Here is a 26,508-nt window from a genome sequence, read left to right as displayed (position 1 = left end):
TAACAACTATGTTGCAAATAAAAAAACATGGTCGATATGCTAATTTTAAAGGTTAATTTTAATTAATGAAGGGTATTGGTAATCCGTGTTCGTAATTTCAAAAAAAGCCACTTACGAATGAACGTAAGCGGCTTTTATATGATGGGGTGGATAACTCTTAAAGTAAGCTCTTGGTTATTTCCAAAGCTTTTTCATAATCAGGGTCAGTGGTAATTTCCGGAACATGCTCTACATATTTAACAGTTCCATCCTTGTCTATGATCACTGTTCCGCGAGTCAATAACCTCAATTCTTCAATTACAAAACCATATTTTTTACCAAAATCAAGGTCTTTATGGTCGGAAAGTGTAATGATATTATCCAAGCCTTCCGCACCGCAGAAACGAGCTTGTGCAAAAGGTAAATCACAAGAAATTGACAATACAACAACATCTTCAAGGTTGTTAGCTTCAACGTTAAAACGCCTATTTTGTGCAGCACAAACACCCGTATCTATAGAAGGGTAAACAACAATGATTTTAACTTTACCGTCAAAGTCAGAAAGTTTAACCGGCTCTAATTTTCCGTTGAGTGCGGTGAAGTCAGGTGCTTTATCACCTACTTTTATTTGGTCACCAAGTATAGTTACTTTATTTCCTGCGAATGTAATTTCTAAATCTGTTTTGTTCATTTTGTTTTATTTTATCTAGTTGTAATTTTGTTATTGTTATGATGTTCTACATATCAAATAAATACATGGCCTAATATAAATACGTTACCGGATTTCCGGCAAGAGTTAAATTTACATTTAATTTATTCAAATGTTTATTTATTTGTTGAACGGTAAACAACGTGTTTATATAAAAGTTTAAGTATGATGTAAAATAATTTGAATTTAATTATAATTAACATATTTCGTCGTTTTAATCCATGAAGCCTGCTCCCCAGGTCTTCCTTCAAAGATGTTTATATAGAAGGTGCTGCCCGTTTTGCCATCCGATTCGAGATCGATTTTTCCGTTAATTTTTTGCGCCAGTTCGTTACTGATGGATAGCCCCAGACCGACACCTTCCTTTTTGTTTTTTAAATCAAGTCCGCCCTGGTTAAAACGTTGAAAGATTAATTTCTGGTTTTCGGCGGAAATTCCTTTACCGCTATCACTTACGTAAATTCTTATCCTGTCAGGATTTTGAGGATTGGGTAAGGCAAGTCCAAATTTTATAAATCCCTTGTCGGTAAATTTAATGGCGTTAGTAATAAGGTTAGTTAGAATTTGATGCAACAGTAATTCGTCCGTATATATTTCCAGGTCGTCCAGCCCAACAGGGATTTCGTAACTGAATATTAATTTTTTGTGGGCAGGTATTTGTGCTGTGAAAGAAGCATAAATCCTTTCGAAAAGAGGTTTTATTTTAGTTTGCTTCTTGTTCACCTCAATAGCACCGGATTCCAATTTTGATGCATCCATTACATTGTTAATTATACCCAACAATATATTTCCATTGTCCCTGATGATGTTTACATATTCCTCTTTGCTCTCTTTACTTAGATCCGGTTGGTTCAGCAGTTCAGAAAAACCAATGATGGCGTTCATTGGCGTCCTTATTTCGTGACTCATGTTGGCTAAAAAAGCACTTTTTATTTTTTCGGAGTTGATAGCTTTTATACTTTGTGCTATAAATTGCTTTTGAATAAAGTATAACAACGGAATGATGAAGACAAAAAAAGCAATGATTACCACAAGGATATCAATAATCCTGTTTGTGTCGTTTTTATAATTGACAATCAGTTGGGGAAAGAAAAAATCTATTGCCAACAAAACGAGGATGTTAAATCCAAACAAAGAAATAAGCAAAAGTTTCTTTTTAACTTCGCTCATGAAAATAAACATGGGAATAAAGGCCTGAAAGATCAGCAAAGTTGGTCCGTTACTCCCTCCATTTGTCAACCACAAAAAATTAATGACAAAATATTGCAATCCAATAAACAATTTCAGGGTAAAGGAATATTTGTTTCTGAATCGTGACAGGTAGTATATGCCCATCAATAAAAAAGACAGGGCAAACGTAAATTGGCTAAGGATGGGCGCTAGCCCCAATAGGGTATTACAAACTGAAGCAAGGATGCTTAATATGGTTGTGGCCAGTACAACTTGTTCAAATATTTCCTTGGAGTTAAGTTTGTCTAATTTGGTATCCATCCATTTTTCCAATGAAAAATGAAATATACTTGCGCGTTTTACTTGCTTCATTTTGTATGGGGTTAATACTACGAATATAAAAATATTAACGAATACAAATTCCTTTTATGGGATATGGATAATCAGGATTTGCTTTATTGATTTATTTTAGTGATTAATAATCAATATATAAAGGTGAATAGAGATAGATTTTTGATGGATATCGGTTTTATAGATTAATTGTTAATTTTGTGGACTTTTAATCAAAGTTTACATGTTGCTTGGTCACGGAAACCATACCTTGGGTATGGAACATAGAATAAAGGTTGATTTTAGTTCCAATATTTGGTACGGGTCGTTAAATGGAGGATTAATTTCTTATCTGGAAACATGCCTGAACCAAATAAGAGACTATCCTCCTGTAGATGCCGCTAATCTGCAAGCATCCATTGCAAGGCATCATCAGTTGCATCCGGACAATGTGTGCATCACCAGCGGTGCCACGGAAGCATTTTATTTGATCGCGCATTGTTTTCGGCAGTGTTCTTCAACCATAATATCTCCTTCGTTTTCGGAATATGAAGATGCAGCAAAAGTGCACATGCATAAGGTGAGCTACTATGAGAACACGAACCTGTCAAAAGAATCTAAATTCTCAAATCAGCTGGTCTGGTTAGGAAACCCCAATAATCCGGATGCGAAGGTTCTTTCCTTGAAAACGATCGAATACCTTTTGAAGAATAATCCTGAATCAATATTTATTATAGATGAGGCCTACGGTGAACTATGCTCGGATTTTGAATCATCGGTAGGTCTGGTGGATAAGTACGATCGTCTTATCGTTGTTAAGTCTGTTACCAAGTTCTGCTCTATACCCGGGTTACGATTGGGGTACTTGGTTGCATCAAATAAATTGCGCGACAAAATAGCCGCGTTTCGTATGCCATGGAGTGTGTCAACGTTGGCTTTGGAAGCAGGGATGTATATTTATGATCGTTATGTAGATTTTAAAATGGATTTAAAGCGGGTTACACAAGAATGTTCTGCGTTTAAAAATATGATAGAAGAAATTGATGGCATAACGGTTTATCCTTCGCGCACCAATTATTTTCTGGCTAAGCTTGAATCGTCGAACGCTCGAGAATTAAAGGGGTATTTAATCGAAAACTATGGTTTCTTGATTCGGGACTGTAGTAACTTTTATGGTTTGGACGAAAGATACTTTCGGTTGTCAGTTCAAGGAAACAATAACAATATGGCTTGTTCAAAAGCAATTTACCAATATTTAAATAGATGATAGATACCTTATATATACCCGTTTATATATTGACATTTGGATTTATTCTGGATGCTTTGATCGGTGACCCGTATTCGTGGCCACATCCTATCAAGGGTTTTGGTCATTTAATAGCGTTGGGCGAGAGGAAGCTAAATAAAGGCGACCATACAACTGTAAAAGGTGCTTTATTAACCTTGTTATTGATCGGTTCAACTTGGTTTGTTCTCTTAAAAATTGAAAGTATTTTGGCCATAAACCAATGGTTTTGGCTGGTAGGCGGGAGCGTTTTTGTTTTTTACGGATTGGCCAATAGAACTTTAATAAACGAAGGATTAAAGGTTGTTCATGCACTTGAAAAAGAGGGGCTGGAGGCGGGCCGAAGACAACTTAGTTACATTGTTGGTCGCGATACTTCTAATTTGAATGATCAGCAGATTTATACCGCGGTACTGGAAACTCTTTCCGAGAATTTGAGTGATGGTGTGATAGCTCCTTTGTTTTATTATGCACTGGGAGGATTTCCATTGATGTTTACTTATAAGATGATTAATACTTTAGACTCTATGATAGGTTATAAAAGTGATCGATACAAACAGTTTGGGAAGGTGGCCGCAAAAATTGATGATATAGCCAATTTTGTTCCGGCTCGCTTAACAGCGTTGTTAATGGTGTTGGTATCCGGCAGTTACAGGGGGGGTGTTTTTGTGTTTAAATATGGTCGCCGGCATGCCAGTCCTAATGCGGGATATCCAGAATCCGCATTGGCGGGCATTTTAAATTGCAGGTTTGGCGGGCCTAATGTTTATCACGGGATAAGAGTGGATAAGCCATATATGGGTGAAAATCCAAGGGAGATTTCAAAAGGGGATGTGATAAGGGCATGCGAGGTAAATGCTTTGGTTAGTCTGGTTATGGTTATAGGTTGTGCGGTTTTTATTTGGTACTTAAAAGATTATAATTATTTGTTTAACCAGATGGTATTATAATAAACAAAAAGGCCGTTCTGCAAACGAACGGCCCTTTGTAATTTGTATGCAGTTTAAACATTCAGCGCTTCCACCTTTTTACGGTAATCGTTAATGGCTACATGATAGTCCGGATCCTTCAATACATTCACATCACAAATCTTCTCTGCGCGTTTAATTAGTTTTACGCAATCCTGACTTAAATATCTAAGGTGCACATTGGTGCCAATCAACTGATATTTTTCTGCCAGTTTATTGATGGCTTCAATAGCCGACTGGTCCATAATTCTCGACTCTTCGAAACTGATCACTACTTCTTTGGGGTCGTTTTTGACATCAAATTTTGAAATAAATGATGTTGTGGCCGCAAAAAACAGCGGTCCGTGCACGATATAGTGTTTTACACCTTGTTCATCGGTGACATTTGTAACGCGGACTTTAACGGCGTTTTCCCAGGCAAAAACCAGGGCGGCAACTATTACACCGGCAGCCACTGCAATTGCCAAATCAAATAACACGGTTAAAACAGTTACCAAAGCAATTACAAACACGTCGGCCAAAGGAATTTTGTTGATGATTTTAAAAGTACTCCAGGCAAAAGTTCCGATAACCACCATAAACATAACACCTACCAGAGCGGCAATAGGAACCATTTCGATATAGGTAGAACCGAAAAGGATAAATGCCAAAAGCGCCAAAGCAGCCACAATTCCCGACAAACGGCCTCTGCCACCCGACTTGATGTTGATGATGCTTTGACCGATCATGGCACATCCGCCCATACCCCCAAAGAATCCGTTGGTGATATTGGCAATGCCTTGTGCCACACACTCACGGTTACCACTACCCCGGGTTTCTGTAAGCTCATCAATCAAGGTTAAGGTCATTAATGACTCAATTAAACCGATCATAGCAAGTATCAACGCATAAGGGGTTATAAAACCCAGTGTTTCCATATTAAGTGGAATCATAGGTATATTAAAATCGGGTAATCCGGCTTTTATGCCTGTGCCTCCTCTGGATACCACAAAAGAGCGAACAGTTTCTGTTTCAATTCCACCTAAAATTACGATCAGGGAAACAACCAAAATGCCAACCAGAGCAGCCGGGATCTTCTTGCTGAATTTGGGCAAGAAATACATAATGGCCATGGTTGAAATTACCAAGCCAAGCATGATCATCAGAGGAGCACCAGAGAGGAATTCGCCATCTACCTTAAACATTCCAAGTTGTGAGGTGAAAATTACGATGGCCAACCCGTTTACAAATCCCATCATTACGGACTGGGGTACCATACGGATGAACTTTCCTAACTTGAACAGACCGGCAAGCATCTGAAAAATTCCGGCTAAAATAATAGTGGCAAAAAGGTACTGCACACCGGCAGATTCGCCTCCTATGGCATTGCCTTCGATTACTAAACCTACCATTACAACGGCCAGAGCACCTGTTGCTCCCGAAATCATCCCGGGACGGCCACCTAATACGGCGGTTACCAAGCCCATCATAAAGGCACCGTAAAGACCAATAATAGGAGAAATGCCTGCCACAAATGCAAATGCAACCGCTTCGGGCACAAGTGCTAAGGCAACGGTTAATCCCGAAAGAATGTCATCTTTGACTGAGCCCTGTCGCTTGTCGATAAAAGAGAAAGTAAATTTCATATAATAAGTTATTCGTTTACAGTTTGTAAGTGATTTTGTTGAAGGTACTTCTCATCAAAATCAGCCAGCAAAAATAGTAAAAAGGCTCAACTTCGATTGATATGAAATTTATATTTAGCAGTATATCCGCTTAATTTGTGTTAAAAAAGATTAATTGAAAAGAAGTTTACCAACATACTCTTGGGCCCTGTATTGCCTGCCAACATTTGGACTCTCCCTATTCTGCTCTGTGCTCTCCACTAATTAAATATTGCTAACTGGCATATTCTTCTTTTTTATTTACCCTTACTTTTCTACCCTAAAGAGTTCCCTTTACAGCTCCACCCTCGATAGCGTATACTTGACCGTTTACAAATTCGGAAAGCGGCGAAAGCAACCAGGCAGCCAATGAACCCAAATTTTCAGGTTTTCCCATGCTTTTCGAAGGTTGTTTGTCGACAAATGAATTTTTGGCACTCTCGAAGCTAATACCTTGTTGTTCCGCCGATTTTTGTATTAATCTGTCAATAGCAGGGGTGGTGTGTGAACCCGGGGCAATCATATTAAAAGTAACACCGTTCCCGGCCAGTTCCTGCGATAAGGTTTTCATCATACCTACCACCGACAAACGGAGTGAAGTGCTTAATACGAGGTTATCGATAGGTTGCTTTATCGAAGCGCTCTCCAGGTACACTATCCTACCATATTGTTTGGACTTAAAGTGCGGGAGCAAGGCTTGGGTCAGAGCCACCTTCCAACGCAACAATTGATGGTAAGCTTTGTCCCAGTCACTAAGTTCCGACTCTTCAAATTGCATCGCGGGTGGTCCCCCTGCATTCATAAAAACGCCTGAAATATTGCTGGAAACAGCTATCCTGGCAACCTTAACAACAGTATCAATCTCGGTTATGTCTCCACAATAAGGAATGAGTTTTTCTTTGTGAACCTTGCTGAATTCGTTGAGCGTTGATTCGGTGCGCGCTACCCCAATAACTTTTGCTCCTTCCGCAATTAGATGCTCTGCTGTGGCCTTACCAAAACCGCTGCTTACTCCGATAACCAAAAATGTGTTGTTCTTTATGTTCAGGTTCATGATATTGATTTTAAGGTTTGCGAACGATGATGCATGGCTAATATACAAATAGATTGGTTTATATTTCAGTTTTATACGTTTAATAACGGCTTGCTCCCGATGTCAGTTTTTCAATATTATATCCATTTGAACAAAAAATATTTCTGAATGAATAGAAGCTATTGTTTTATATTGGGCATATGCCTATTTTAGCGCAAAATTGTAGAATATGCCACGTACCAAAGGATGCCGTAATATTGGCCAATTCCCGAATGTATACATTTTTAAGCCCGCAGGTATTAGAGCTTGTGAATTGCAGGAAGTTGTTGTTGAGTTAGATGAATATGAAGCCATTCGTTTAGCAGACGAACAGGGTTTGTATCATGCCGAAGCGGCTGATGAAATGGGGGTTTCGCGTCAAACATTTGGTAGAATACTTGAGAAAGCCCGTAAAAAAGTGGCAACTGCACTAATCAATGGATATGTACTGCGGATCGAAAAAGCAGCTGGTAATGAATTTTCGGGCACAAAGAATACAGTTGAAGTTAATATTGAAACGAAATAAATAATACAAATGATTGATTTAAAGTTGAGCACAAAAAAAGTGGCATTGCCTACTAGGGGAGAAATGATTGACAATCACTTTGGGCATTGCGAAAAGTTCACCATTTATACTTTATCGGTTCAAAATAAAGTATTGGATACAGCGTATTACACGGCTCCGGAAAGTTGCGGATGTAAATCGGATTTGGCTGCAGAGCTTGGCAATGAAGGTGTTGATGTTTTATTGGCCGGAGGAATTGGTCAAGGAGCCATCAATAAACTTAAGGCTTCCAATATTGAAGTGTTTATGGGCTACGAAGGCGAAACCAAACAGGTTTTGGAGCAATGGTTAAACGGAAATAAAGGAAATTCCGAAGTTTGTCCTCCGCATGACAATGACGATCATAATTGCGGAAATCATTGATGTTTCAGAAACGGGATAGGAGATGAGGGATAATAGACTAAATGCCTTATACCTGGGGATTGTACTATAAAAAAATACCTCAACACGAATGTTGTGTAATATTTAGGTTGGTGTTTTGATAAGGGTATTGGTCGATGCGAATTGAATAGGCGAACGAAATATCAGGAGAAGCATTTGACGTTATTTATCAGGCGACTCCTTGTTTTATGCAAGTGTCCTCCCAATGTGCAGGAATGTTAACGATATAGTTCTTTCTCAATTAAATATTGAAACGCTTCATGCGGAACCAGAAAACGATAATCTTTACCGTCCCGAATCCCTTTTCGGATGCTGGTAGAATCGATATCGAAAACAGGTGCGTAAAATACCTGGATATTGTCCGAGAGGTCGTGCTGATCAATATTGTAACCGGGACGAGGGTACACCATAAAAGAATAATTGGCCAAAATCTCTTCCGCATTTTTCCACCTTTTTAGGTAGGGTAAATTATCACCTCCAATAATAACGGTAAATTTATTGTGTGGGTGTAGTTTAGATAACTCCCTTAATGTAGCATAAGTGTACGATGGGGTTGGTAGATTTAACTCAATACTGCAGACTTTAAACTTTGTGTAATCTTTAATGGATAACTCCAGCATTCTAACCCTGTGTTTTGCCTCAGCAAGCTCCGAAGCTTCCTTATATGGGTTTTGGGGGCTGACTACAAACCAAATTTCATCCAGTGCGGAATTTTCCACGATAAAATTGGCCAAGGCCAAATGGCCGATATGTACCGGGTTAAACGACCCATAATACAATCCTATGTTGTTGCCGGTGTTAGTCATTTAAAAAATTGTACAGTATTTTCTCGGTTTGCTCAATGGCCAAATCCAGATTGCTGTTTACCACAATGTGATCGAAGTTATTGGCATAACTCAATTCTTCTTCGGCTTTGTTGATTCTTTGTGCAATCACTTCCTCGGAATCCGTACCACGTATCTCCAGCCTTTTTTTTAGTTCCTTTATGGAAGGAGGTTTAACAAATATGGCTATCGCTCTGTTGCCATACATTTTTTTAATGTTCAGTCCTCCAACCACATCTACATCAAACACCACATTGTTGCCTTTGGAAGTAATGCGTTCCACCTCGCTTTTTAAAGTGCCATAGTATTTGTCGTTATAAACTTCTTCCCACTCAAGTAAATCATCATCGTTTATTTTAGAACGGAATTCTTCAGGGGTTAAAAAATAGTAGTCTACTCCATGTTTTTCGTTTACTCGGGGAGCTCTTGTGGTTGCCGAAATAGAGAACTCCATCTTAAAATCTTTTTCGAGCAGATTCTTTACAATGGTAGTCTTGCCCGAACCCGAAGGTGCTGAGAAAATAATCAATTTGCCGTTTTTCGACATGTTATTGGTCATTTGTTTTTTGGTAGTATTAGAGATTGATTAGCGTATTTTGTGACGAGCTGCTTGCTATGTTTTGTTGGCTGCAAGCTATTAATTTAAAGTACGTTCAAATTCTGCTCTTTGATCTTTTCCAGCTCATCTTTCATTTGAATCACCAACTTTTGAATTTCGGAATGGTTAGCCTTAGATCCCATGGTGTTTATTTCACGCCCAATTTCTTGGGTGATGAAACCAAGTTTTTTACCTACCAAATCTTCCTTCTCAATGGTTTCTATAAAGTAATCCAGGTGATTGGTTAGTCTTACTTTTTCCTCGGTAATGTCCAGTTTTTCCAGATAAAAAATCATTTCCTGCTCAAAGCGGTTTTGATCCAGGTTTATTTTTTCCTTAAGCTCGTTTAATTGGTCAAGAATACGCTCTCTCACCTTTTCAATTCGTTCTGCTTCAAAAGGTTCTACGGCAGCCTGGTAATTTCTAATATTGCTAATTCTCTCGGTAATCTCTTTTTGAAGCACCTCACCTTCCTGTGCTCTAAAACTGTTTAAATTATTTAAGGCCGATTTGAACGTGCTAAAAATGGTTGCCCATTCGCTTTCATCTAATTCTGCTTGTTCAATCTTAACTGTATCCGGCAAAGGCATAATGGCTCTTAGAATATCGGTATTTTCGGTTAAGCCTAGTTTATCGGCAAGGGGGGATAATTGATTAAAATACGTTTCAATAACCTGGGGATTGATAGAAGCGTTTTTTTCTGCACCTAAAAAATCAATATAAAAACCAACATCTACTTTTCCTCTTCCCAATTGATTGGCTAATTCGTTTCTAAGCACCAAATCTTTCTCTCTGTACATGTTAGGCAAGCGCATGTTTACATCTAATTGCTTGCTGTTAAGTGATTTAATTTCGATGCTAATTTTTTTGTCTGGAAGTTCACAAGTGGCTTTACCGAAGCCGGTCATTGATTTAATCATATGCTATTTAGCTTTTTTAAAGCCACAAAGTTAATCTTTTAACTTAGAATTCTGATTTTATTTTCACCAAAAAAAACTGGTCAAACACCTCTGAAATCAACGGTAATTGTGATCTGTCTTATATAGTGTTTAATAAAAAGCTAAAAAACAATGAACAAAAACCAGATCTTTAATGTTTAATAAAAAGTTGTAAAGATTAAACAAAAAATAATCAACGCAACTCATTTTTTCAAGTTAATGATAGCGCGCGTTTAATTTGAAAGGTGGTTAAAAGTTTAATCAATGTTAAAACAAAAAATCATGAAAACTCTAAGATTCAATTGGTATTTAATACTGGCAGCGTTTGTACTTTTATCTATTAGTACAACCGCCTGTGATGAAAATGACGACAACAACCTGAACGAGCCCGAGGAAGAAGAAACTAATACCATTGTTGATATAGCAGTTTCTGAGTCTTCTTTTACAATTTTGGTGGAAGCACTTGCCAAAGCTAACTTGGTTTCCACTTTAAACGGGTCTACTGAGTACACGGTGTTTGCACCAACAAACACTGCTTTTCAAGCATTGTTGAACAATTTGGGCGCCACTTCGTTAAATGATATCTCTACGGATGATTTGACTGAGATTTTGCTTTACCATGTGGTTAGTGGAAGCAACGCATCTTCAAGTTTATCCTCTGGTTACTATGCGTCCATGAGCGAAAAGGAAGATGGGTATTATTATTCTATTTATTTTAACAAGGAGGATTTGATGGTTAATGGCTCTGCAAAAGTTACGCAAGCGGATGTAATGGCCGACAATGGTGTTATTCACATCATCGACAAGGTAATTTTGCCACCATCTATTACAGATCATGCCATAGCCAATCCTGCGTTGAGCAACCTGACGGCGGCTGTGGTGAAAGCAGAACTAGCTGGAACCCTGGACGATGATGATAATAACTTTACCGTATTTGCTCCAACAGATGATGCATTTGCCATGTTGTTCCAGGATTTAAGTGCAACATTGGATGATTTAGACAAGGAGGCACTTACACCCATATTATTATACCACGTGATAGATGACTTTGTTCCTGCTGCCCAGGTAACATCTGGATATGTTAATGCGTTGGCCATGGGACAAGAAAATTACTTAAGTATGAACATTGAAGTCAGTAACTCGGCTGTAATGGTCAATGGAGCAACAGTGGTTTTAACAGATGTTGTGGCTACAAACGGAATTGTTCACGTGATCGATAAAGTTATTCTGCCCAATACCGTGGTTGACCTGGCCATCAACAACAGTGCGTTTTCAATATTAGTTGAGGCAGTGGTGAAGGCCGAATTGGACGAAACACTTTCGGGAGAAGGGCCATATACCGTTTTCGCACCCACTAACACAGCGTTTAAGGCGTTGTTTACCGCACTAGGAGTAAGTGGTGTGGCAGATTTAAGCAAGGAAACATTAACACCAATTTTGCTAGCGCATGTTGTGAGTGGCAATGTGAGGTCTACCGATTTGAGCAATGGTACCGTACCTACCCTGAACACGGAAAAAACCATTTCTATCGATATTAGCAACGGGGTGACCATAGATTCGGAAATCAATGTAATTATTGCCAATGTACAGGGTACCAACGGTGTTGTGCATGCAATTGATAAAGTGATTGTTCCTTAATCGGTTCATACCGATTGTTAAACCCGGATTATCTATTGGAGGGACGTAATGAGCATTTAAAATTACGATAAAACAAGGAGTTGCTGAAACGAGGCATAGTACCGCTCTGGTGAGTTGAAGCAACTCCGTGAAATAGCTTGTTTTGAAGTAGTTTAATGGCATAACGGAATTTCTAATGCATATTGCGGGTTTAATGCTGCGGGATTTATTTATTCCGTTAATAACGCTCAGTGTTTATACATATCGGCATTATATCATATCGTATCTTTAGGTATATGGTTTCAGTTGTTGACAGAGAGGTTGGCCTGTGTTTCAGGTCAACCTTTCCCATTAGTAGCAAGGTTCTTTTTGCTAAATAATTTTGTAGTTTTGATGAACAAAACTAAAACATCATTCGTTAAGGAGAAAGTACTTATAACGATTCAATTTCTGTATTTAAATTGAATTCATAACAGTATTGATAAGTACATTTGAATTCGACTAACAAAAAGACAGGACTGTAGACAATGGCAGTATATTCAATCAAAGATCTAGAAAAGATATCCGGAATAAAAGCGCATACCATTCGTATTTGGGAAAGAAGGTACGGGGTTATTGAACCCATGCGAAGCGACACCAATATAAGAAAGTACTCCGATGATGATTTAAAACGTATCTTAAACATTGCCATATTAAATCAAAACGGCTTTAAAATTTCCAAAATAGCCAATCTGAATAACCAGCAGTTGAAGGAAAAAGTTATTGACTTGTGCTTGGATCATGGAAACACGAACGTTCAAATAGAAAGTTTGGTGGTATCCATGTTGGAGCTAAACGAATATAAGTTCAACAATGTATTGACCACATCAATAATTAAACGAGGCTTTGAGAATACGGTGGAAGAAATATTGTTTCCCTTTTTAGATAGGATTGGAGTTTTGTGGCAGGCAGGTACTGTTAGTCCGGCACAGGAGCATTTTATCAGCAACTTGATACGCCAAAAGATAATTGTGGCCATTGATAACGAAATGAGCGATAAGAAAAAAGACAAGCAAATAATCTTCTTTTTACCTGAGAACGAACTGCACGAAATAGGTTTGTTGTTTTACAGCTTGTTGGCTCGTAAAGAAGGTTTCGGAGTTATTTATCTAGGGATATCGGTGCCTTTTGATGACTTAAAAGCGGTGAACCAAATACAAAAGGCGGATGCTTTTTTTACTTCATTCATCAGTCCGCCTTCAAAAGTTGAATTGGATGAGCTGCTAAAAAAATACAAAGATGAATTTCCGGATGTGCCATTTTTGATTACCGGCCTTCAAGTTAAAAAACATGCACACGAAATTCCCGAGGATTTTCATTTAATAAGGAATGCCGGTGAGTTAAAAAAGGTACTTCACGAATTATAGTCGCCGATAGGAAAAAATCACGCACGGAAAAAAGTATTTGCGTCTGAAGTGTGTTAACTAATAAGGCCAATAATTACTTATTGTGAATTTTGTGTAAAATTTCCGTTGAGATATAGGTTTAATTAATTATTGCCTTATATTGCGCATATCAAAAAATAAAAGATGCCATGAATTAACCCGGTGATGTACATCGTTCTTCATGGTTTAGCATTTAAACATATGAATGAGCACCATAATGATTTCTTCCCTGTGGAGTAGATTATTTGGCGAGTTCTTCCGCAATATTGCGGAACATGCAATGTGACAATATAAAAAAAATAAACGCATGAAAGACATTTTAATTGGTAAGGGGTTCGACGAGATTCGTTTCGGGATGACTCGTCAACAGGTAAAAGAGATTCTCGGTGAACCTGATGAAATTGATGCCTATTCGAGCAGTGAAGAAGCTGACGATAATACGGAGGCGTATCACTATGATGAGTTGGAGCTTTCTGTTTCTTTTGACGAGATGGACGATTGGCGGCTGGGTTCTATTGCCGTTAGCAGTCCCGACGCCGTTCTGGAAGGACTTAAACTAGTGGGTATTACAGACGATGACTTACTGGCTAAACTTTCGGCTATAGATCTTGGCGATTACGATAGAGAGGATGTTTCTTCTCCCGAAAGTCCCGATCATGAGGTGGTGACCTTTTACGAAGCAAGCATTAATTTCTGGATTGAAAACGGTGCAGTTACCGAAATTCAGTTTGGCCCGCTTTGGGACGATGATAACGAAGCGTATATCTGGCCGGAAGACTAATACCTTAACTGTATATAAAAATATAAAACCCCGTTTTGTCATGACAAAAACGGGGTTTCTGGTATTTCAGCTTTTGTTTTTAAACGGCCACTTTAACCACTACTTTTTTTACTGGTTTTGACTCACCGATTTTCATTCCCGGTGCGTGGATGTCGTTAGGGTAAAATAAGGCGAACATCCCTTCGCTGACTTTTATGGGGCTAACATCAGCCTGATAAAAAACAACGTCCTTTTCTACATTATACGGCTGCATTATATCTTGATCCTCTAAAGGAGAATACCCCATATATTCTTCGCCTTTAACAATATACTGGATGTCCAGATAGCGTTCATGTGCCTCGGGGCGGGCATCCTTATGCTCTTTGGTGTTATATTCGCTAACAATGGCAAATATCTCATCTCCTTCTACATTGTATTTTCCTGGCTCAATGTTTTCAAAGTCCAACTCTTCAAGAAACTCGAAGGCTTTTTTTATCCTTTCGTTTAAGTTTCTGTAGTGTTTTACATGATCTAAGCTGTCAACAATCATTTTTGAATTATTTTAACGGGTTTACATTTGATAACAAATATACATTATTTGATAGGGTTTAACCATTTAATTAGGGGGATTTGAAAAATTTCTAATCGCTTATTTTATGATACAAGTGGTATAGCTTCAAAAAACACGTTATATTTATATATTCATACAAGACATAACAGTTATGATTAGACGTGATTATATTTTACGGATGATAGAAGAAATTGGCAAAATGATTGCTGCCATCCTTGGATTATTAAAGGAGGGAAAAATTGAACAGGCTCAAAAACTATACAGCGAGGGAATTAAAAGATCATTGGATTTGGATGAAGAAGCTATCCTGATTAAGGATACCGACCAACTAAGGAATATTTTTGAGGATAAGTTTGGCGAAAGCTTTGAAGGATTGGAGGTAATGGCCGGGTTGCTGGTGCAAGGAGGAGATATTCATGTCAGAAATAATGATGATGAGCGCGCTAAAAGTTGCTATATAAAAGCACTTCAGTTATATAACCTGGTTGAAATTGAGTCTGGTGCATTCTCATTGGAACGACAAGCCAATATGGGCAAAGTAAATCAACTGATAAATCAGCTTAAATCATAGGCTCTAACATCAGCTTTTGTTTCATTGTAAAAGTGGTTTTGTACATTAATGATTGATGTTTCACAGTAATGAATTGCGCAACTTAACTTATCGATTTTTGAAATTCTTCCGATTCTTTTAGCAGTTTATTACTTACAGCCGCAATATTATAAATCAATCGTAAATGTTGCCTTTCTGTTCCTTGGGAATAATCGTTGATCCTATCTTTTAGTTCAAACAATACCGGCTTTAATGAACCAATGTTCATATGGTCATCTTCAATCAACCTGGTGGCAGTTCCGTTCAAAGTGCTGGTGATGGCCGTATAAATATCTTTGGCAAGAATTAGGTCGCTATGATCCTGGTATAAGGCCCCAAGCGCCGATAAGTGCGAGAGTAAGGCATGGTTGAGATACGTAAGTTTAAATGCTTGATCCATCAGATGTCTTCTCTTTTTAGGTTCCACTTGCATACTTTGCCAGGCCAGTGTGAGGGCATTGTCGGATTTATGTGCTAACCTTCGGGCCAACCGATAATCGTAGTCATCCTTTTGCCGGTTGGTTCTATTGACTATCGCTTTAAAATACAAGATATTGTTCTGAAGAGCTTTGCCTAATAAATTTGGTATTTGTTTATGCTGCCAGTTAGGCCATAAAAAACGAATGGCTAAAAAGGATAAAAGCGATCCGGCCAAGGTGTCCATTATTCGAGGGATAAGCACATAGTCAACCGATTCGGATGTAAGTTGATTGCTCGCCAAAACATAAATACTAATGAAGATTACCGCATAGGAATAGTTGGAAAATCGCCAATAAAAAAAACTGAATCCGCTTGCCAGTAAAAGCAAAAGTTGACCACTCTGGGTAGGGAGAAGTTGTAGCATTAATATACCAATCCCAACTCCGGTTATTGTACCTATAATTCTTTCCAATAACTTTCTTCTTGTTTCGCTGTAGGTGGGCTGGCTCACGAATAAGGAGGTGAGCAAAATCCATTCTCCATTTTCAAGGTTAAAGTGTTGAATCAATAAATAACCAATTAAAAAACAAGAACTTAATCTGATGGCATATCTCAATCTCGGATGACTCCAGTTTAATTGTTCCTTAAGCCGCTGTATGGTGGTTCTTTCGTCTTGTCCCAACCTTGGCGCGGAAGTGCTTTTATCCGGAAGGTTAAAGTTTTTTAAGGATTGGTGTGAACGAATTAAGTTATGTAAAAGTAGTTCCAGCAACTGACGGTCGTGTTCCGGTATTTTCTCAATCTCAAATTCCAAAGCGTTCACAATCCAACCTATTGAAACAGGATGAATATAAGGTTCTCCGGTTAACATGTTTTCCGCTACCAATCTGGAGGCATGCGAAAGCTGATGGAGTAGTTCGGCAAATCCTTCCAATATTTCCGAATATTCTTCTTTGTCTGCTAGTTTCTCATAATTTTCATGACCTGAGGCAGCTCGCTCGTGCAAGCTCTGCAATAACATAAAGCGTTGCAGGTAAGGTGTTAATTGCTCTTTTGATTTTACTTCCTGACCATAGATGTTGATCACTTCCTTGCACTTTTCCAAAGCGCTTACCACCTGGATGTTTAAAATGGCCTGTCGGTTGGACTGCTCTGATTTTTCGTTCGGGAAGTTTCTTGCTTTTTCTTCCAAATAATCGGATAAAGCCTTAAACCCGGTAGCCAGTTGCTCTTCCAGTAAACGCCATGGTTTCCGAAATAACAAGATTAAGGAAAGAAGACCGTAAATGCTCGCGCCGGCACATAAATACAAGGCTTGTTCGTACCAAAGGTATTCTTCACGATACCCAATCATGGCATAAATGCCAATTAAAACGGCGCCATAAGAAATACCTCGATATCTTTCACTTATGCCCCCAATAAGAACAAAAACGATGGTTGAAGCTATAAAACCTGCACCAAAAATGATCGGGTAGGGCTTTAAAAGTGAAACGGACAATGTAGTAATCGCAAAGCTAATAATAGTAATGGCCAGTGCTTTTGTTCTACCCTTAGGATGGTCATCGGTTTCCGATAATGCGGCAGCAACAGTTCCCAATGAGAGCGTGACCACCAAAAATGGATTCCCCAGGATAATAAATGGAATGGCTTGAAAAGCCATGGTAATCATTACTTTAGTTGCGGTTAGTCTGTTCGGGTGTCGCCAAAATTCCTTAACCAATAATCGAAACCAGGCTTTATGATTTGTGTGTTTGAGCGATTTTGTCATTCAAATATAACTTTTACGCAAAGAAATTGTTTTTTTGTGAGAAACTGAACGTATCCTAACAGTTTGTGATTTTAAACAGAAGATATCCAAGAATCAATTTGAACTAATGATTAAATGAACTATTTAAAAATTAACCAAGACCTTTGGGACAGGAAAACCGATATACATTTCGATTCTGATTTTTATAACGTTAAAGCATTCAAACAAGGAAAAGACTCTTTAAACCAGGTGGAATTGGAATTGCTGGGGGATGTTAGGGGAAAAAGAATGTTGCATTTGCAATGTCACTTTGGAATGGATACCATATCGCTGGCTCGTCACGGTGCTATGGTCACGGGGATTGATCTTTCGGGAAAAGCCATTTCCAGGGCAAAACAATTAAATGGGGAATTGGGAATGTCGGCACGTTTTATACAAAGCGATGTTTATCAATTACCGGAGATGCTGGACCAGGAGTTCGATATTGTTTTTACATCGTATGGCACCATTGGCTGGCTCCCGGATATGGAAAAGTGGGCTCAGGTTATTTCAAGGTTTTTAAAGCCGCGGGGTCGGTTTGTCATGGTAGAGTTTCATCCGGTTGTTTGGATGTTCAGTTACGATTTTAAAAAGGTAGAGTTCGATTATTTAAATACTGGTCCTATTGTAGAGGTGCAGGAAGGTACATATGCCGATACTAACGCAGACATAAAGGGAAAATCGGTATGCTGGAATCATGGTTTGGGCGAAGTGCAGAATGCATTGATCAAATCGGGTCTTGAAATAACAGATGTGCAGGAATACGATTATTCCCCGTACGATTGCTTTCAAAATACTGTAGAAATAGAAACGGGTAAATTTCAAATAGAGGGCTTGCAGGGAAAACTTCCTATGTTATTCTCTCTTGTAGCCCAAAAGAAATAGTACTTAACATAACAATCAGTCCGAATATGTCATTTGAAATCATAAAATCAGTGCCGTGTAATATGTAAACATGTATATATTTGCATATGTGAATAAAAATTTATTTTTTTGCATATATAAATGTAACATCATCGTTTGCGTATGGAAAAGGATATACTGGTACAAAACATAGTTGAAGAGAAACTATTCGTTGAAAACATAGGTGGAAATGAACTTCCAAAGAAAAAAAAAGAGAACAATGAAAGGGGCCAATTACGGGAGTTATACGCCACCAAAAAAGAACCTAAAAAATCATTAACAAATTTTCAGAGGAATCAATTCCGAACCTTGTTTAGTTCAATGGCGCTGTCTGACCGAAAGTCTATGATATTGGTCCGGATTAGCACCACGTTGCTTTCGGCATTGATCGTATTCCACAGCTATATTGAACAAAATGTACCTTTGGGATCTGTCGTGCTGATTACGGCTATTGTTGGCGTTGGTATTTCGCTTGTATTCGGATTGTTATCCTCAAAACCCAGTGGGATAGAGCAGGTACTGGATAAACAAATTATACCCAAGTATCCAAATTTGAAAAACAATGTGCTTTTGTTCTTTACGCAACCTACTCTGGACGAATATGAGGAAGCGATGGATGAGGTTGTGCGCAGTCAGGAATTACAAATAGGTAACCAGGTGCGCACCAGTTATTTGATTAACTCGATGTTGTTGCGCCAATATCGATTGTTAACGTTGTCATATCTATCATTTATTATCACTTTTGTGGCTGTAATCGGAATATTTCTGATTGGAATGTTGCTTTAACCCGGATTGTGTATTGGAGGTTCGTCATGAGCATGGCAAGTACAATAAAACAAGGCATTACTGAAACGAGGCATCACTTTTCCCGATTACTTTCGGGAGCATCGTTCTGGTGAGTTGAAGTGATGCAACGAAGTGTCTTGTTTTAAAGTAATTTCAATGTGTAATAGAATTTCTAATGCATATTGCGGGTTTAATAGGTACCGGATTTTTGTTTATGCGTTTTTAGGAAATCTTTTTTCAGAATAAATCATTAACAGAATAGCGAGAACTAAAAAGCCTATTCCCACCATATAGGTTATACTAAAACCAAAATATTCGTACAATTGAATCCCGATAATGGGAGCAAACAATGCTCTTGCCCCGGTTAAAAATAGGTGGACCGATTGGTAATCGGCAGCTTCATGAGGTTCGCAATAATAACTGCTGCCAATTCCCCACAGAATGGGCATGCTCCCCATGAAGAACCCGTTAAAGACTACTGCGATTAGCAGCATGTGGTAAAGTTTTAGCCCCCATATTTCATTAAAGCCGGTAAAATATTCTGTTAATCCGGTGAATATGATGAACATCATCAAGGCACCAAAGGTGATAATCCCAAAACGACGCGGGTCGTTTTTTCCAATCAGTTTTCCAAATAAGGGCAGTACCGCAATGGCTACCAAATTATAGGCGTTGTTATAAAAGGAAACCGAAGAATAATTAAGATCGAGTGCTTCTTTGTAAAAAATGGTAATTACCGCATGTGTGCTCATCCACGCAAAACCATAAAGGATAAACCCTATTTCTAAATGGCGAAATGGGGTATTGTTTTTTAAGATGGAGAAAATACGTTTAAAGGAATCGCCCAGGGCTTTGCTAATTGGTGTGGTGGCTGGTACGACTTTCTGTTTGAAATCAATTCGGGTGAGTTGAAAAATAGAAACAACACCCAGTATTCCGACCATCGGATAAAATATGCGATATGAATTTGGGTTGTAATCGAGCAGTAAGCCAACGGTAAAAATGGAAACCATCATTAAAACTTTGTTTACCGTAGTGGAATAGCTAAAAAGTTTCCCAAAATTTTCGTGCCTGTAGTTTCCTTTTAAATATTGATTAATGGAGGGAATAACGGCTATTTGTGAAGTATAAAACAGTAGGAATACCCCCAAAAACAGGAAATGAAAATTTGGGGATAAACCAGTATTTGCGTTTACCGCCGGAAAAATTGAGAATATAACCAGCGGAAGTCTGGTAAAGATACCAACCGTCCTTAATAGTTTTTTTCGGTTAGGGTAACGTCGCATCACCTCGTTGGCCAACATGGCAAACAGAAACACAACCATGCTAAACTGGAATAAAAAAGCCAATTGTACATTCGATCCTTTTAACGACTTTATAAAGATAAACTCGTTTAATATCAATGCTCCACGCGCAACTCCGTCAATACTGCTGTAAAACAAGTGTAGCTTAAAAGTGGTTCGTTCCGTACTGTTTAATTTTTGAAGTATTTGCATAGCGATAAAGTGGGGGGTAAAATTATTAAAATTGAACACAGCGACACAAAGACGGAGAGTTTTTATATTTTAGTAACATATTAATATGACTTTGGATAATTAGTTGTTCAATACTTTTTGTTTGTTATCTCTCATCTAAAAATCTATTATCTAATAAATTGAAAGGTCTTGGATCACATATACCCATCGAAAAGAGGCGATTTTTGCATAGCCTTATATTTCCAACATTCTTTTTGTTGGTGATATTTACCGTTAAGCTCATTGAAATATTGGAGGATGTGTCCTTTTCGCATTATGGCGTTCGCCCTTTAACAAAAGAAGGTTTGTGGGGTATCGTATTGTCTCCGCTTATCCATGGCGATTGGGATCATTTATATTCCAATTCAGTTTCCATGTTTGTGCTTGGGGTGACTTTGTTTTACTTTTACAATAAAATTGCCTATAAGGTGTTTTTCTTAATATACCTGCTTAGTGGAATAGGGGTGTGGTTGGCAGCACGCGATTCGTGGCATATAGGCGCAAGTGGGGTTATTTACGGCCTGGCGGGTTTTTTGGCGGTTAGCGGTATTCTCCGAAAACACGTTCGACTGATTGCCATCTCGTTTCTGGTTATATTCTTTTATGGTAGTATGGTATGGGGTGCGTTTCCTTTAAAGGTAAATTTACCTTATTCGTGGGAAGGGCATTTTTGGGGTGGATTGGCAGGAATATTGTTGGCCGTTTTATTTAAAAACGAAGGCCCCCAGCGTCCAAGGTCACCTCTTGAAGATGAGGACGATGACAACGATATTAGTGACGAAGGTGCCTACTGGTTGGAAACAGATATTAAACCTTAATGTGGATTGTTGGTTATTGATTTTGTCATAAATCTTATATTTTTGCGATGAGTAATTCTAGATACTAATCTAAAACAAACTGAAAAAATGATGAAGAACTTTTGTAAACAGATATTAGCGGTTGCATTTATAGCAGTATTTGCAGTGGCGTGCTCTACAGTGCCCATTACAGGACGTTCCCAACTGAACTTATTTCCGGAGTCGCAAATGGCAGAAATGGGATTGACCAACTATAGCGAATTTTTAAAGGAAGCCAAATTGTCGACGAATCAACAACAGACTGCATTGGTTAAAAAAGTGGGAAAAAAGATTGCTGCCGCGGTGGAAGAATATTTGAATAACAATGGATTAAGCAGTCATATCGACAATTTTAATTGGGAGTTTAATTTGGTTGAGGACGATACGCCTAATGCGTGGTGTATGCCTGGAGGTAAGGTAGTGTTTTATACAGGAATACTTCCGTATACCAAAGATGAAGCAGGAATAGCCGTAGTTATGGGACATGAGATTGCCCACGCCGTAGCCCGTCACGGTAACGAGCGCATGAGCCAGCAAATGGGGGTTCAGGCAGTCGCAACCGGTTTGCAAGTAGCGTTAAAGGAAAAACCGGAACAAACACAACAAATTTATATGGGTGCCTTTGGTCTGGGAGCGCAGTATGGAATGACCTTGCCTTTCTCCAGAACACATGAGACCGAGGCGGATAAAATGGGGCTGGTATTTATGGCCATGGCCGGATATGATCCTGCGGTAGCAGCTGAATTTTGGACCCGCATGTCGCAAAGTGGTGGGCAGAAACCTCCTGAATTTATGAGCACGCACCCGGCTGACGATACACGTATTAAAGATATTAAAGCATATTTGCCAAAGGCGTATAAGTATATGAAGAAGTAAATTTCTTCATCCGCTGTCAGGTGTCAGTCTAAAAATTAGAACTTAAAACTGGTGCCTGATGACTGGATACTAATTTCTTTTCTATACATTTGTCCTCGTTAGAAATTAGGTATAACAATGAAGAAGGATTTTTCAAGGTTTAAGGTTTTAGGGATCACGTTATTGGTGACTATGTCGTCATGTGTGGGTGGTTCATTGGAACTGAATGCCGAAACCCTTCGTAGCTATGGATTTGAGTTTGATATTTCTTCAACCGACAAAACATTTAGTGTCGGCAAGCATAAAAAGACAAGATATTCATCGAACTCAAAATTAAGAATCAACCATATTATTGAATCGGGAAGAACGCATATTGCAGTTTCCGGTATAACCGTTGATTATTGTCCCATAGTATTTCATGTGAGGTTTCAACACTATTTGACTCCTCTGATCAATAAAAGCATTATTGCCGGAAAATTATCTTATTCCACTTCTTTCCATGGAATTAACTTTCAAAATAGGGCGGGACCCCTTTCTGGTCCGTTTTATAATTAATCGTTAACGATTAATTTTTTCTGATATCACTAATCAAAGTATATAATTTTGAATGGAATACAATGTGTTCTGATTCATCCTATTTAAAATAAACATGGCATTTATAAATAACATGGTTACCAAATTGTTTGGTAGCAAATACGAAAGAGATTTAAAGGAGCTAAATCCAATTGTAGAATTAGTTAAAAAGGTTTCTCCTGAAATTGAGCAATTGAGCAACGATGAGCTTCGTCAAAGAAGTAGTGATTTAAAGGTTAAGATCAGCGCATATGTAAAGGCTGATCAAGACAAAGTGGCCGAACTGAAGGCAAAAACAGAAGATGATGCTGTGGGCATTGCTGAGAGGGAAAAGATTTACGCCGAAATCGATAAAATCGAGAAAGACATCGACGGGAAATTAGAAGAAGTATTGGAAGAGTTACTTCCGGAGGCTTTTGCTATATTAAAAGACACCGCTCGCCGTTTGACAGAAAACACAACGATAGAAGTTACAGCTACAGAAATCGACAGAGATTTAGCAGCCGTGCACGATTTTGTAGAAATTGAAGGGGATAAAGCGATCTGGTTTAACTCGTGGGAAGCGGGTGGAACAAAAATCACCTGGGAAATGGTTCATTACGATGTGCAGTTGTTCGGTGGGGTGGCACTTCACCAGGGTAAGATTGCTGAGATGGCAACGGGTGAAGGTAAAACCCTGGTGGCTACCTTGCCTGTGTTTTTGAATGCGCTTACCGGTCGCGGAGTTCATGTGGTAACCGTGAACGATTACCTGGCAAAACGTGACTCCGAATGGATGGGGCCTCTATATCAGTTTCATGGCCTTTCGGTAGATTGTATCGACAAGCACCGCCCAAATTCAAATGAGCGTCGTAAAGCATATAACAGCGATATCGCTTTTGGTACCAACAATGAGTTTGGTTTTGATTACCTGCGCGATAACATGGCCATTTCTCCGGAGGATTTGGTGCAGCGCAAACACAATTATGCTATTGTGGATGAGGTCGACTCCGTATTGATTGATGATGCCCGTACGCCATTGATTATTTCCGGTCCCGTGCCTAAGGGCGATGACCAGCTTTTTGAAGAACTAAAGCCAAAGGTGGAGCGATTGGCAGAAACACAACGTCATTTGGTTTCGGGTATATTGGTGGAAGCCAAAAAGAAATTGAAGTCAGAGGACAAAAAAGAGGCCGAAGAAGGTGCTTTGTTGTTGCTTCGGGCGTTTAAGGGATTGCCGCGCAATAAACCGTTGATTAAGTTCCTGAGTGAGCCGGGTATTAAAGCTCAGATGTTAAAGACTGAGAACTTTTACATGCAGGAGAACAACAAGAATATGCATATCGTTACCGATCCATTATTTTTTGTGATCGACGAAAAGCATAATTCAATTGAGTTGACCGAGAAAGGTATTGATTTGATTACCGGAGCTTCTGATGACCCAAACTTTTTTATATTACCGGATATCGGATCTGAGATCGCCGAATTGGAAAAATCTGGATTGGAAGAGAAAGAAAAACTGGCCAAAAAAGATGAACTGCTACAAAGCTACGGTGTAAAATCGGAACGTGTACATACCATCAACCAGTTACTCAAAGCTTATACTTTATTCGAGAAGGATACCGAGTACGTGGTGATGGATAACAAGGTGAAGATTGTGGATGAACAGACAGGTCGTATTATGGAAGGCCGTCGGTATTCGGATGGATTGCACCAGGCAATTGAAGCCAAGGAGCGTGTGAAGGTAGAGGCTGCCACGCAAACGTATGCTACCATTACATTGCAGAATTACTTTAGGATGTACAACAAACTGGCCGGTATGACGGGTACTGCCCAAACAGAAGCTGGAGAATTGTGGGACATCTACAAACTGGATGTGGTGGTCATTCCGACCAACAAACCCATTGCCCGAGATGATAGAGACGATAAGGTATATAAAACCAACCGCGAAAAATATAATGCTGCCATCGAAGAGATTGTTGGTCTTGTAAAAGAAGGCCGTCCGGTATTGGTGGGTACAACATCGGTAGAAATTTCGGAATTATTAAGCCGAATGTTGAAAATACGTGGTATCAAGCATAACGTACTGAATGCGAAGTTACACCAACGAGAGGCGGATATTGTTGCTGAAGCAGGAGGTAGCGGGGTAGTAACTATTGCAACCAACATGGCAGGTCGTGGTACCGATATTAAATTGTCCGATGAGGTAAAAGCAGCGGGCGGTTTGGCCATTGTAGGTACCGAGCGTCACGAATCGCGTCGTGTCGACCGTCAGTTGCGTGGTCGTGCAGGTCGTCAGGGAGATGTGGGTAGTTCGCAATTCTTCGTGTCGTTGGAAGATAACCTGATGCGTTTGTTCGGTTCTGACAGAATCGTAAAATATATGGACAGATTGGGGGTTGAGGATGGTGAGGTGATTCAGCATTCTATGATTACCAAATCTATTGAACGTGCGCAGAAGAAGGTAGAAGAAAACAACTTCGGTATTCGTAAGCGTTTGTTGGAATATGATGACGTAATGAACTCGCAACGTGAGGTGATCTATACCAAACGTCGCCATGCCCTTTTTGGTGAGCGTATACAGGTGGATTTGTCCAACATGATCTATGATACTTGCGAAAGCATGATCAGCGAGTACCATGCCAATGCCGATTACGAAGGTTTTGAAATGGATCTGATCCGTGTGTTTTCGGTGTCATCTCCGTTCGGAAGTCAGGAATTCTTAAAAGGTAATCCGGAAGAAATGGCCGAAAAACTTTATAACGATGTTTGGAGTGCCTATCAACGCAAGATTGAAGCTGTCGCAGCTCAGGCCATGCCGGTAATCAAGGATGTGTACGAGACAAAATCGCATCAATACCAAAACATAGTGGTTCCGTTTACCGATGGACAAAAGATAATGCAGATTACAACGAATCTGAAAAAAGCGTACGAGTCGAATGGTGCCGAGTTGGTTAAGTCCTTCGAGAAATCGATCATCCTGATGACGATTGATAATGCCTGGAAGGAACACTTGCGCGAATTGGATGATTTACGGACCGCTGTTCAGAACGCCTCGTACGAGCAGAAAGATCCATTGTTGATTTATAAGTTTGAGTCGTTTGAGCTGTTTAAAACGATGCTCGATCAGGCTAATAAAGATGTAGTTTCTACATTGGTGAAAGCAAGTATTCCGGTTCAGGACCCTGAAGAGATCAGACAAGAAGAAGTTCGCAAGCGTCAGGATATGAGCAGGCTGACTGCCAGCAGGCAAGCGTTGGGCGGAAACGGAAGCGAGAAACGGGAGAAACAAAAAGCAGAACCGGTTCGCGTAGAGAAAAAAGTGGGCAGAAACGAACCGTGTCCTTGCGGAAGCGGTAAGAAGTATAAGCAATGTCATGGTAAAGGACAACATGCATAAATCCATGGATGCAAGAATACTCAGATAACTGCT

Annotated in this window: 24 protein-coding genes; 14 read left to right on the top strand and 10 right to left on the bottom strand. The window is 39.2% G+C overall.

What is annotated here, in order from left to right:
- Window positions 1-157: 157 nt before the first annotated feature.
- Together tpx and ACRD64_RS20025 are read right to left on the bottom strand one after the other, a co-directional pair.
- Entirely contained in the window at window positions 158-670 is a 513-nt protein-coding gene (tpx, locus tag ACRD64_RS20030; RefSeq protein ID WP_430935368.1) for a thiol peroxidase, read from the bottom strand.
- A 204-nt stretch (window positions 671-874) separates the two neighbouring features.
- Window positions 875-2,230, bottom strand: a complete 1,356-nt coding sequence (locus ACRD64_RS20025) for a sensor histidine kinase (RefSeq protein WP_430935366.1) — start codon at window positions 2,228-2,230, stop codon at window positions 875-877.
- 202 nt (window positions 2,231-2,432) lie between these two features.
- Between ACRD64_RS20025 and ACRD64_RS20020 the strand changes: the two genes are divergently transcribed.
- Together ACRD64_RS20020 and cbiB are read left to right on the top strand one after the other, a co-directional pair.
- A complete protein-coding gene (locus ACRD64_RS20020) occupies window positions 2,433-3,455 on the top strand; it encodes a pyridoxal phosphate-dependent aminotransferase (protein WP_430935364.1) in 1,023 nt (340 codons plus the stop codon).
- Window positions 3,452-4,423 carry an adenosylcobinamide-phosphate synthase CbiB gene (gene cbiB, locus ACRD64_RS20015; protein ID WP_430935362.1) on the top strand — a complete coding sequence of 324 codons (972 nt, stop codon included), beginning with the start codon at window positions 3,452-3,454 and terminating at the stop codon, window positions 4,421-4,423. Before ACRD64_RS20020 ends, cbiB begins: the two co-directional genes overlap by 4 nt.
- A 53-nt stretch (window positions 4,424-4,476) precedes the next feature.
- On the opposite strand, the gene ACRD64_RS20010 is transcribed toward cbiB, so the two are convergent.
- The gene (locus ACRD64_RS20010; protein ID WP_430935360.1) at window positions 4,477-6,066 is read right to left on the bottom strand and encodes a SulP family inorganic anion transporter; all 1,590 of its coding nucleotides are present in this window, start codon (window positions 6,064-6,066) and stop codon (window positions 4,477-4,479) included.
- A 298-nt stretch (window positions 6,067-6,364) separates the two neighbouring features.
- Window positions 6,365-7,138, bottom strand: a complete 774-nt coding sequence (locus ACRD64_RS20005; RefSeq protein WP_430935358.1) for an SDR family oxidoreductase — start codon at window positions 7,136-7,138, stop codon at window positions 6,365-6,367.
- A 208-nt stretch (window positions 7,139-7,346) separates the two neighbouring features.
- On the opposite strand from ACRD64_RS20005, the gene ACRD64_RS20000 reads away from it, so the two are divergent.
- Window positions 7,347-7,682 (top strand): DUF134 domain-containing protein, encoded by a 336-nt coding sequence (locus ACRD64_RS20000; protein ID WP_430935356.1) that lies wholly within the window; start codon window positions 7,347-7,349, stop codon window positions 7,680-7,682.
- Between the two features lie 9 nt (window positions 7,683-7,691).
- Complete coding sequence (locus ACRD64_RS19995; protein WP_430935354.1) at window positions 7,692-8,084, top strand: NifB/NifX family molybdenum-iron cluster-binding protein; 393 nt, start codon at window positions 7,692-7,694, stop codon at window positions 8,082-8,084.
- A gap of 236 nt (window positions 8,085-8,320) precedes the next feature.
- Here ACRD64_RS19995 and nadD read toward each other — a convergent pair whose 3' ends face one another.
- The 3 genes from nadD to ACRD64_RS19980 all read right to left on the bottom strand — a co-directional run bounded on the left by nadD (window position 8,321) and on the right by ACRD64_RS19980 (window position 10,444).
- On the bottom strand, window positions 8,321-8,908 hold the full coding sequence (gene nadD, locus ACRD64_RS19990; RefSeq protein ID WP_430935352.1) for a nicotinate (nicotinamide) nucleotide adenylyltransferase: 588 nt from the start codon (window positions 8,906-8,908) through the stop codon (window positions 8,321-8,323).
- Window positions 8,901-9,473, bottom strand: coding sequence for a guanylate kinase (gmk, locus tag ACRD64_RS19985; protein ID WP_430935350.1), 573 nt, complete (start codon window positions 9,471-9,473; stop codon window positions 8,901-8,903). Before gmk ends, nadD begins: the two co-directional genes overlap by 8 nt.
- Before the next feature lie 95 nt (window positions 9,474-9,568).
- Complete coding sequence (locus tag ACRD64_RS19980) at window positions 9,569-10,444, bottom strand: YicC/YloC family endoribonuclease (protein WP_430935348.1); 876 nt, start codon at window positions 10,442-10,444, stop codon at window positions 9,569-9,571.
- A gap of 300 nt (window positions 10,445-10,744) precedes the next feature.
- Here ACRD64_RS19980 and ACRD64_RS19975 point away from each other — a divergent pair, with 300 nt between their 5' ends.
- The 3 genes from ACRD64_RS19975 to bamE all read left to right on the top strand — a co-directional run bounded on the left by ACRD64_RS19975 (window position 10,745) and on the right by bamE (window position 14,284).
- Window positions 10,745-12,100 carry a fasciclin domain-containing protein gene (locus ACRD64_RS19975; protein ID WP_430935346.1) on the top strand — a complete coding sequence of 452 codons (1,356 nt, stop codon included), beginning with the start codon at window positions 10,745-10,747 and terminating at the stop codon, window positions 12,098-12,100.
- 506 nt (window positions 12,101-12,606) lie between these two features.
- The gene (locus ACRD64_RS19970) at window positions 12,607-13,485 is read left to right on the top strand and encodes a MerR family transcriptional regulator (RefSeq protein WP_430935344.1); all 879 of its coding nucleotides are present in this window, start codon (window positions 12,607-12,609) and stop codon (window positions 13,483-13,485) included.
- Window positions 13,486-13,810: 325 nt separating this feature from the next.
- Window positions 13,811-14,284, top strand: coding sequence for an outer membrane protein assembly factor BamE domain-containing protein (gene bamE, locus ACRD64_RS19965; RefSeq protein ID WP_430935342.1), 474 nt, complete (start codon window positions 13,811-13,813; stop codon window positions 14,282-14,284).
- A 79-nt stretch (window positions 14,285-14,363) separates the two neighbouring features.
- On the opposite strand, the gene ACRD64_RS19960 is transcribed toward bamE, so the two are convergent.
- Entirely contained in the window at window positions 14,364-14,813 is a 450-nt protein-coding gene (locus tag ACRD64_RS19960) for a YhcH/YjgK/YiaL family protein (protein WP_430935340.1), read from the bottom strand.
- Window positions 14,814-15,012: 199 nt separating this feature from the next.
- Here ACRD64_RS19960 and ACRD64_RS19955 point away from each other — a divergent pair, with 199 nt between their 5' ends.
- On the top strand, window positions 15,013-15,405 hold the full coding sequence (locus tag ACRD64_RS19955) for a hypothetical protein (RefSeq protein WP_430935338.1): 393 nt from the start codon (window positions 15,013-15,015) through the stop codon (window positions 15,403-15,405).
- A gap of 82 nt (window positions 15,406-15,487) precedes the next feature.
- On the opposite strand, the gene ACRD64_RS19950 is transcribed toward ACRD64_RS19955, so the two are convergent.
- Window positions 15,488-17,611, bottom strand: a complete 2,124-nt coding sequence (locus tag ACRD64_RS19950) for an FUSC family membrane protein (protein WP_430935336.1) — start codon at window positions 17,609-17,611, stop codon at window positions 15,488-15,490.
- Between the two features lie 114 nt (window positions 17,612-17,725).
- Here ACRD64_RS19950 and ACRD64_RS19945 point away from each other — a divergent pair, with 114 nt between their 5' ends.
- Window positions 17,726-18,514: a class I SAM-dependent methyltransferase gene (locus ACRD64_RS19945; protein WP_430935334.1), complete on the top strand. Its 789-nt coding sequence runs from the start codon at window positions 17,726-17,728 to the stop codon at window positions 18,512-18,514.
- A gap of 141 nt (window positions 18,515-18,655) precedes the next feature.
- Window positions 18,656-19,318: a Pycsar system effector family protein gene (locus tag ACRD64_RS19940; protein ID WP_430935332.1), complete on the top strand. Its 663-nt coding sequence runs from the start codon at window positions 18,656-18,658 to the stop codon at window positions 19,316-19,318.
- Between the two features lie 212 nt (window positions 19,319-19,530).
- Here ACRD64_RS19940 and ACRD64_RS19935 read toward each other — a convergent pair whose 3' ends face one another.
- Window positions 19,531-20,814 (bottom strand): MFS transporter, encoded by a 1,284-nt coding sequence (locus ACRD64_RS19935; protein WP_430935330.1) that lies wholly within the window; start codon window positions 20,812-20,814, stop codon window positions 19,531-19,533.
- A 203-nt stretch (window positions 20,815-21,017) separates the two neighbouring features.
- Here ACRD64_RS19935 and ACRD64_RS19930 point away from each other — a divergent pair, with 203 nt between their 5' ends.
- From ACRD64_RS19930 to secA, 4 genes are all read left to right on the top strand, one after another.
- Window positions 21,018-21,650, top strand: coding sequence for a rhomboid family intramembrane serine protease (locus tag ACRD64_RS19930; protein WP_430935328.1), 633 nt, complete (start codon window positions 21,018-21,020; stop codon window positions 21,648-21,650).
- Window positions 21,651-21,737: 87 nt separating this feature from the next.
- Entirely contained in the window at window positions 21,738-22,544 is an 807-nt protein-coding gene (locus ACRD64_RS19925; RefSeq protein WP_430935326.1) for a M48 family metallopeptidase, read from the top strand.
- 117 nt (window positions 22,545-22,661) lie between these two features.
- Window positions 22,662-23,078, top strand: a complete 417-nt coding sequence (locus ACRD64_RS19920) for a hypothetical protein (protein ID WP_430935324.1) — start codon at window positions 22,662-22,664, stop codon at window positions 23,076-23,078.
- Between the two features lie 94 nt (window positions 23,079-23,172).
- Complete coding sequence (gene secA / locus ACRD64_RS19915) at window positions 23,173-26,475, top strand: preprotein translocase subunit SecA (RefSeq protein ID WP_430935322.1); 3,303 nt, start codon at window positions 23,173-23,175, stop codon at window positions 26,473-26,475.
- Window positions 26,476-26,508 lie beyond the last annotated feature (33 nt).

Origin of the sequence: Saccharicrinis sp. 156, assembly GCF_050589685.1 — a bacterium.
In the GTDB taxonomy this organism is placed as follows: domain Bacteria; phylum Bacteroidota; class Bacteroidia; order Bacteroidales; family Marinilabiliaceae; genus Saccharicrinis.
Note: the sequence above shows the minus strand (reverse complement) of the source record. Positions and strands in the feature narration are given on the sequence as shown.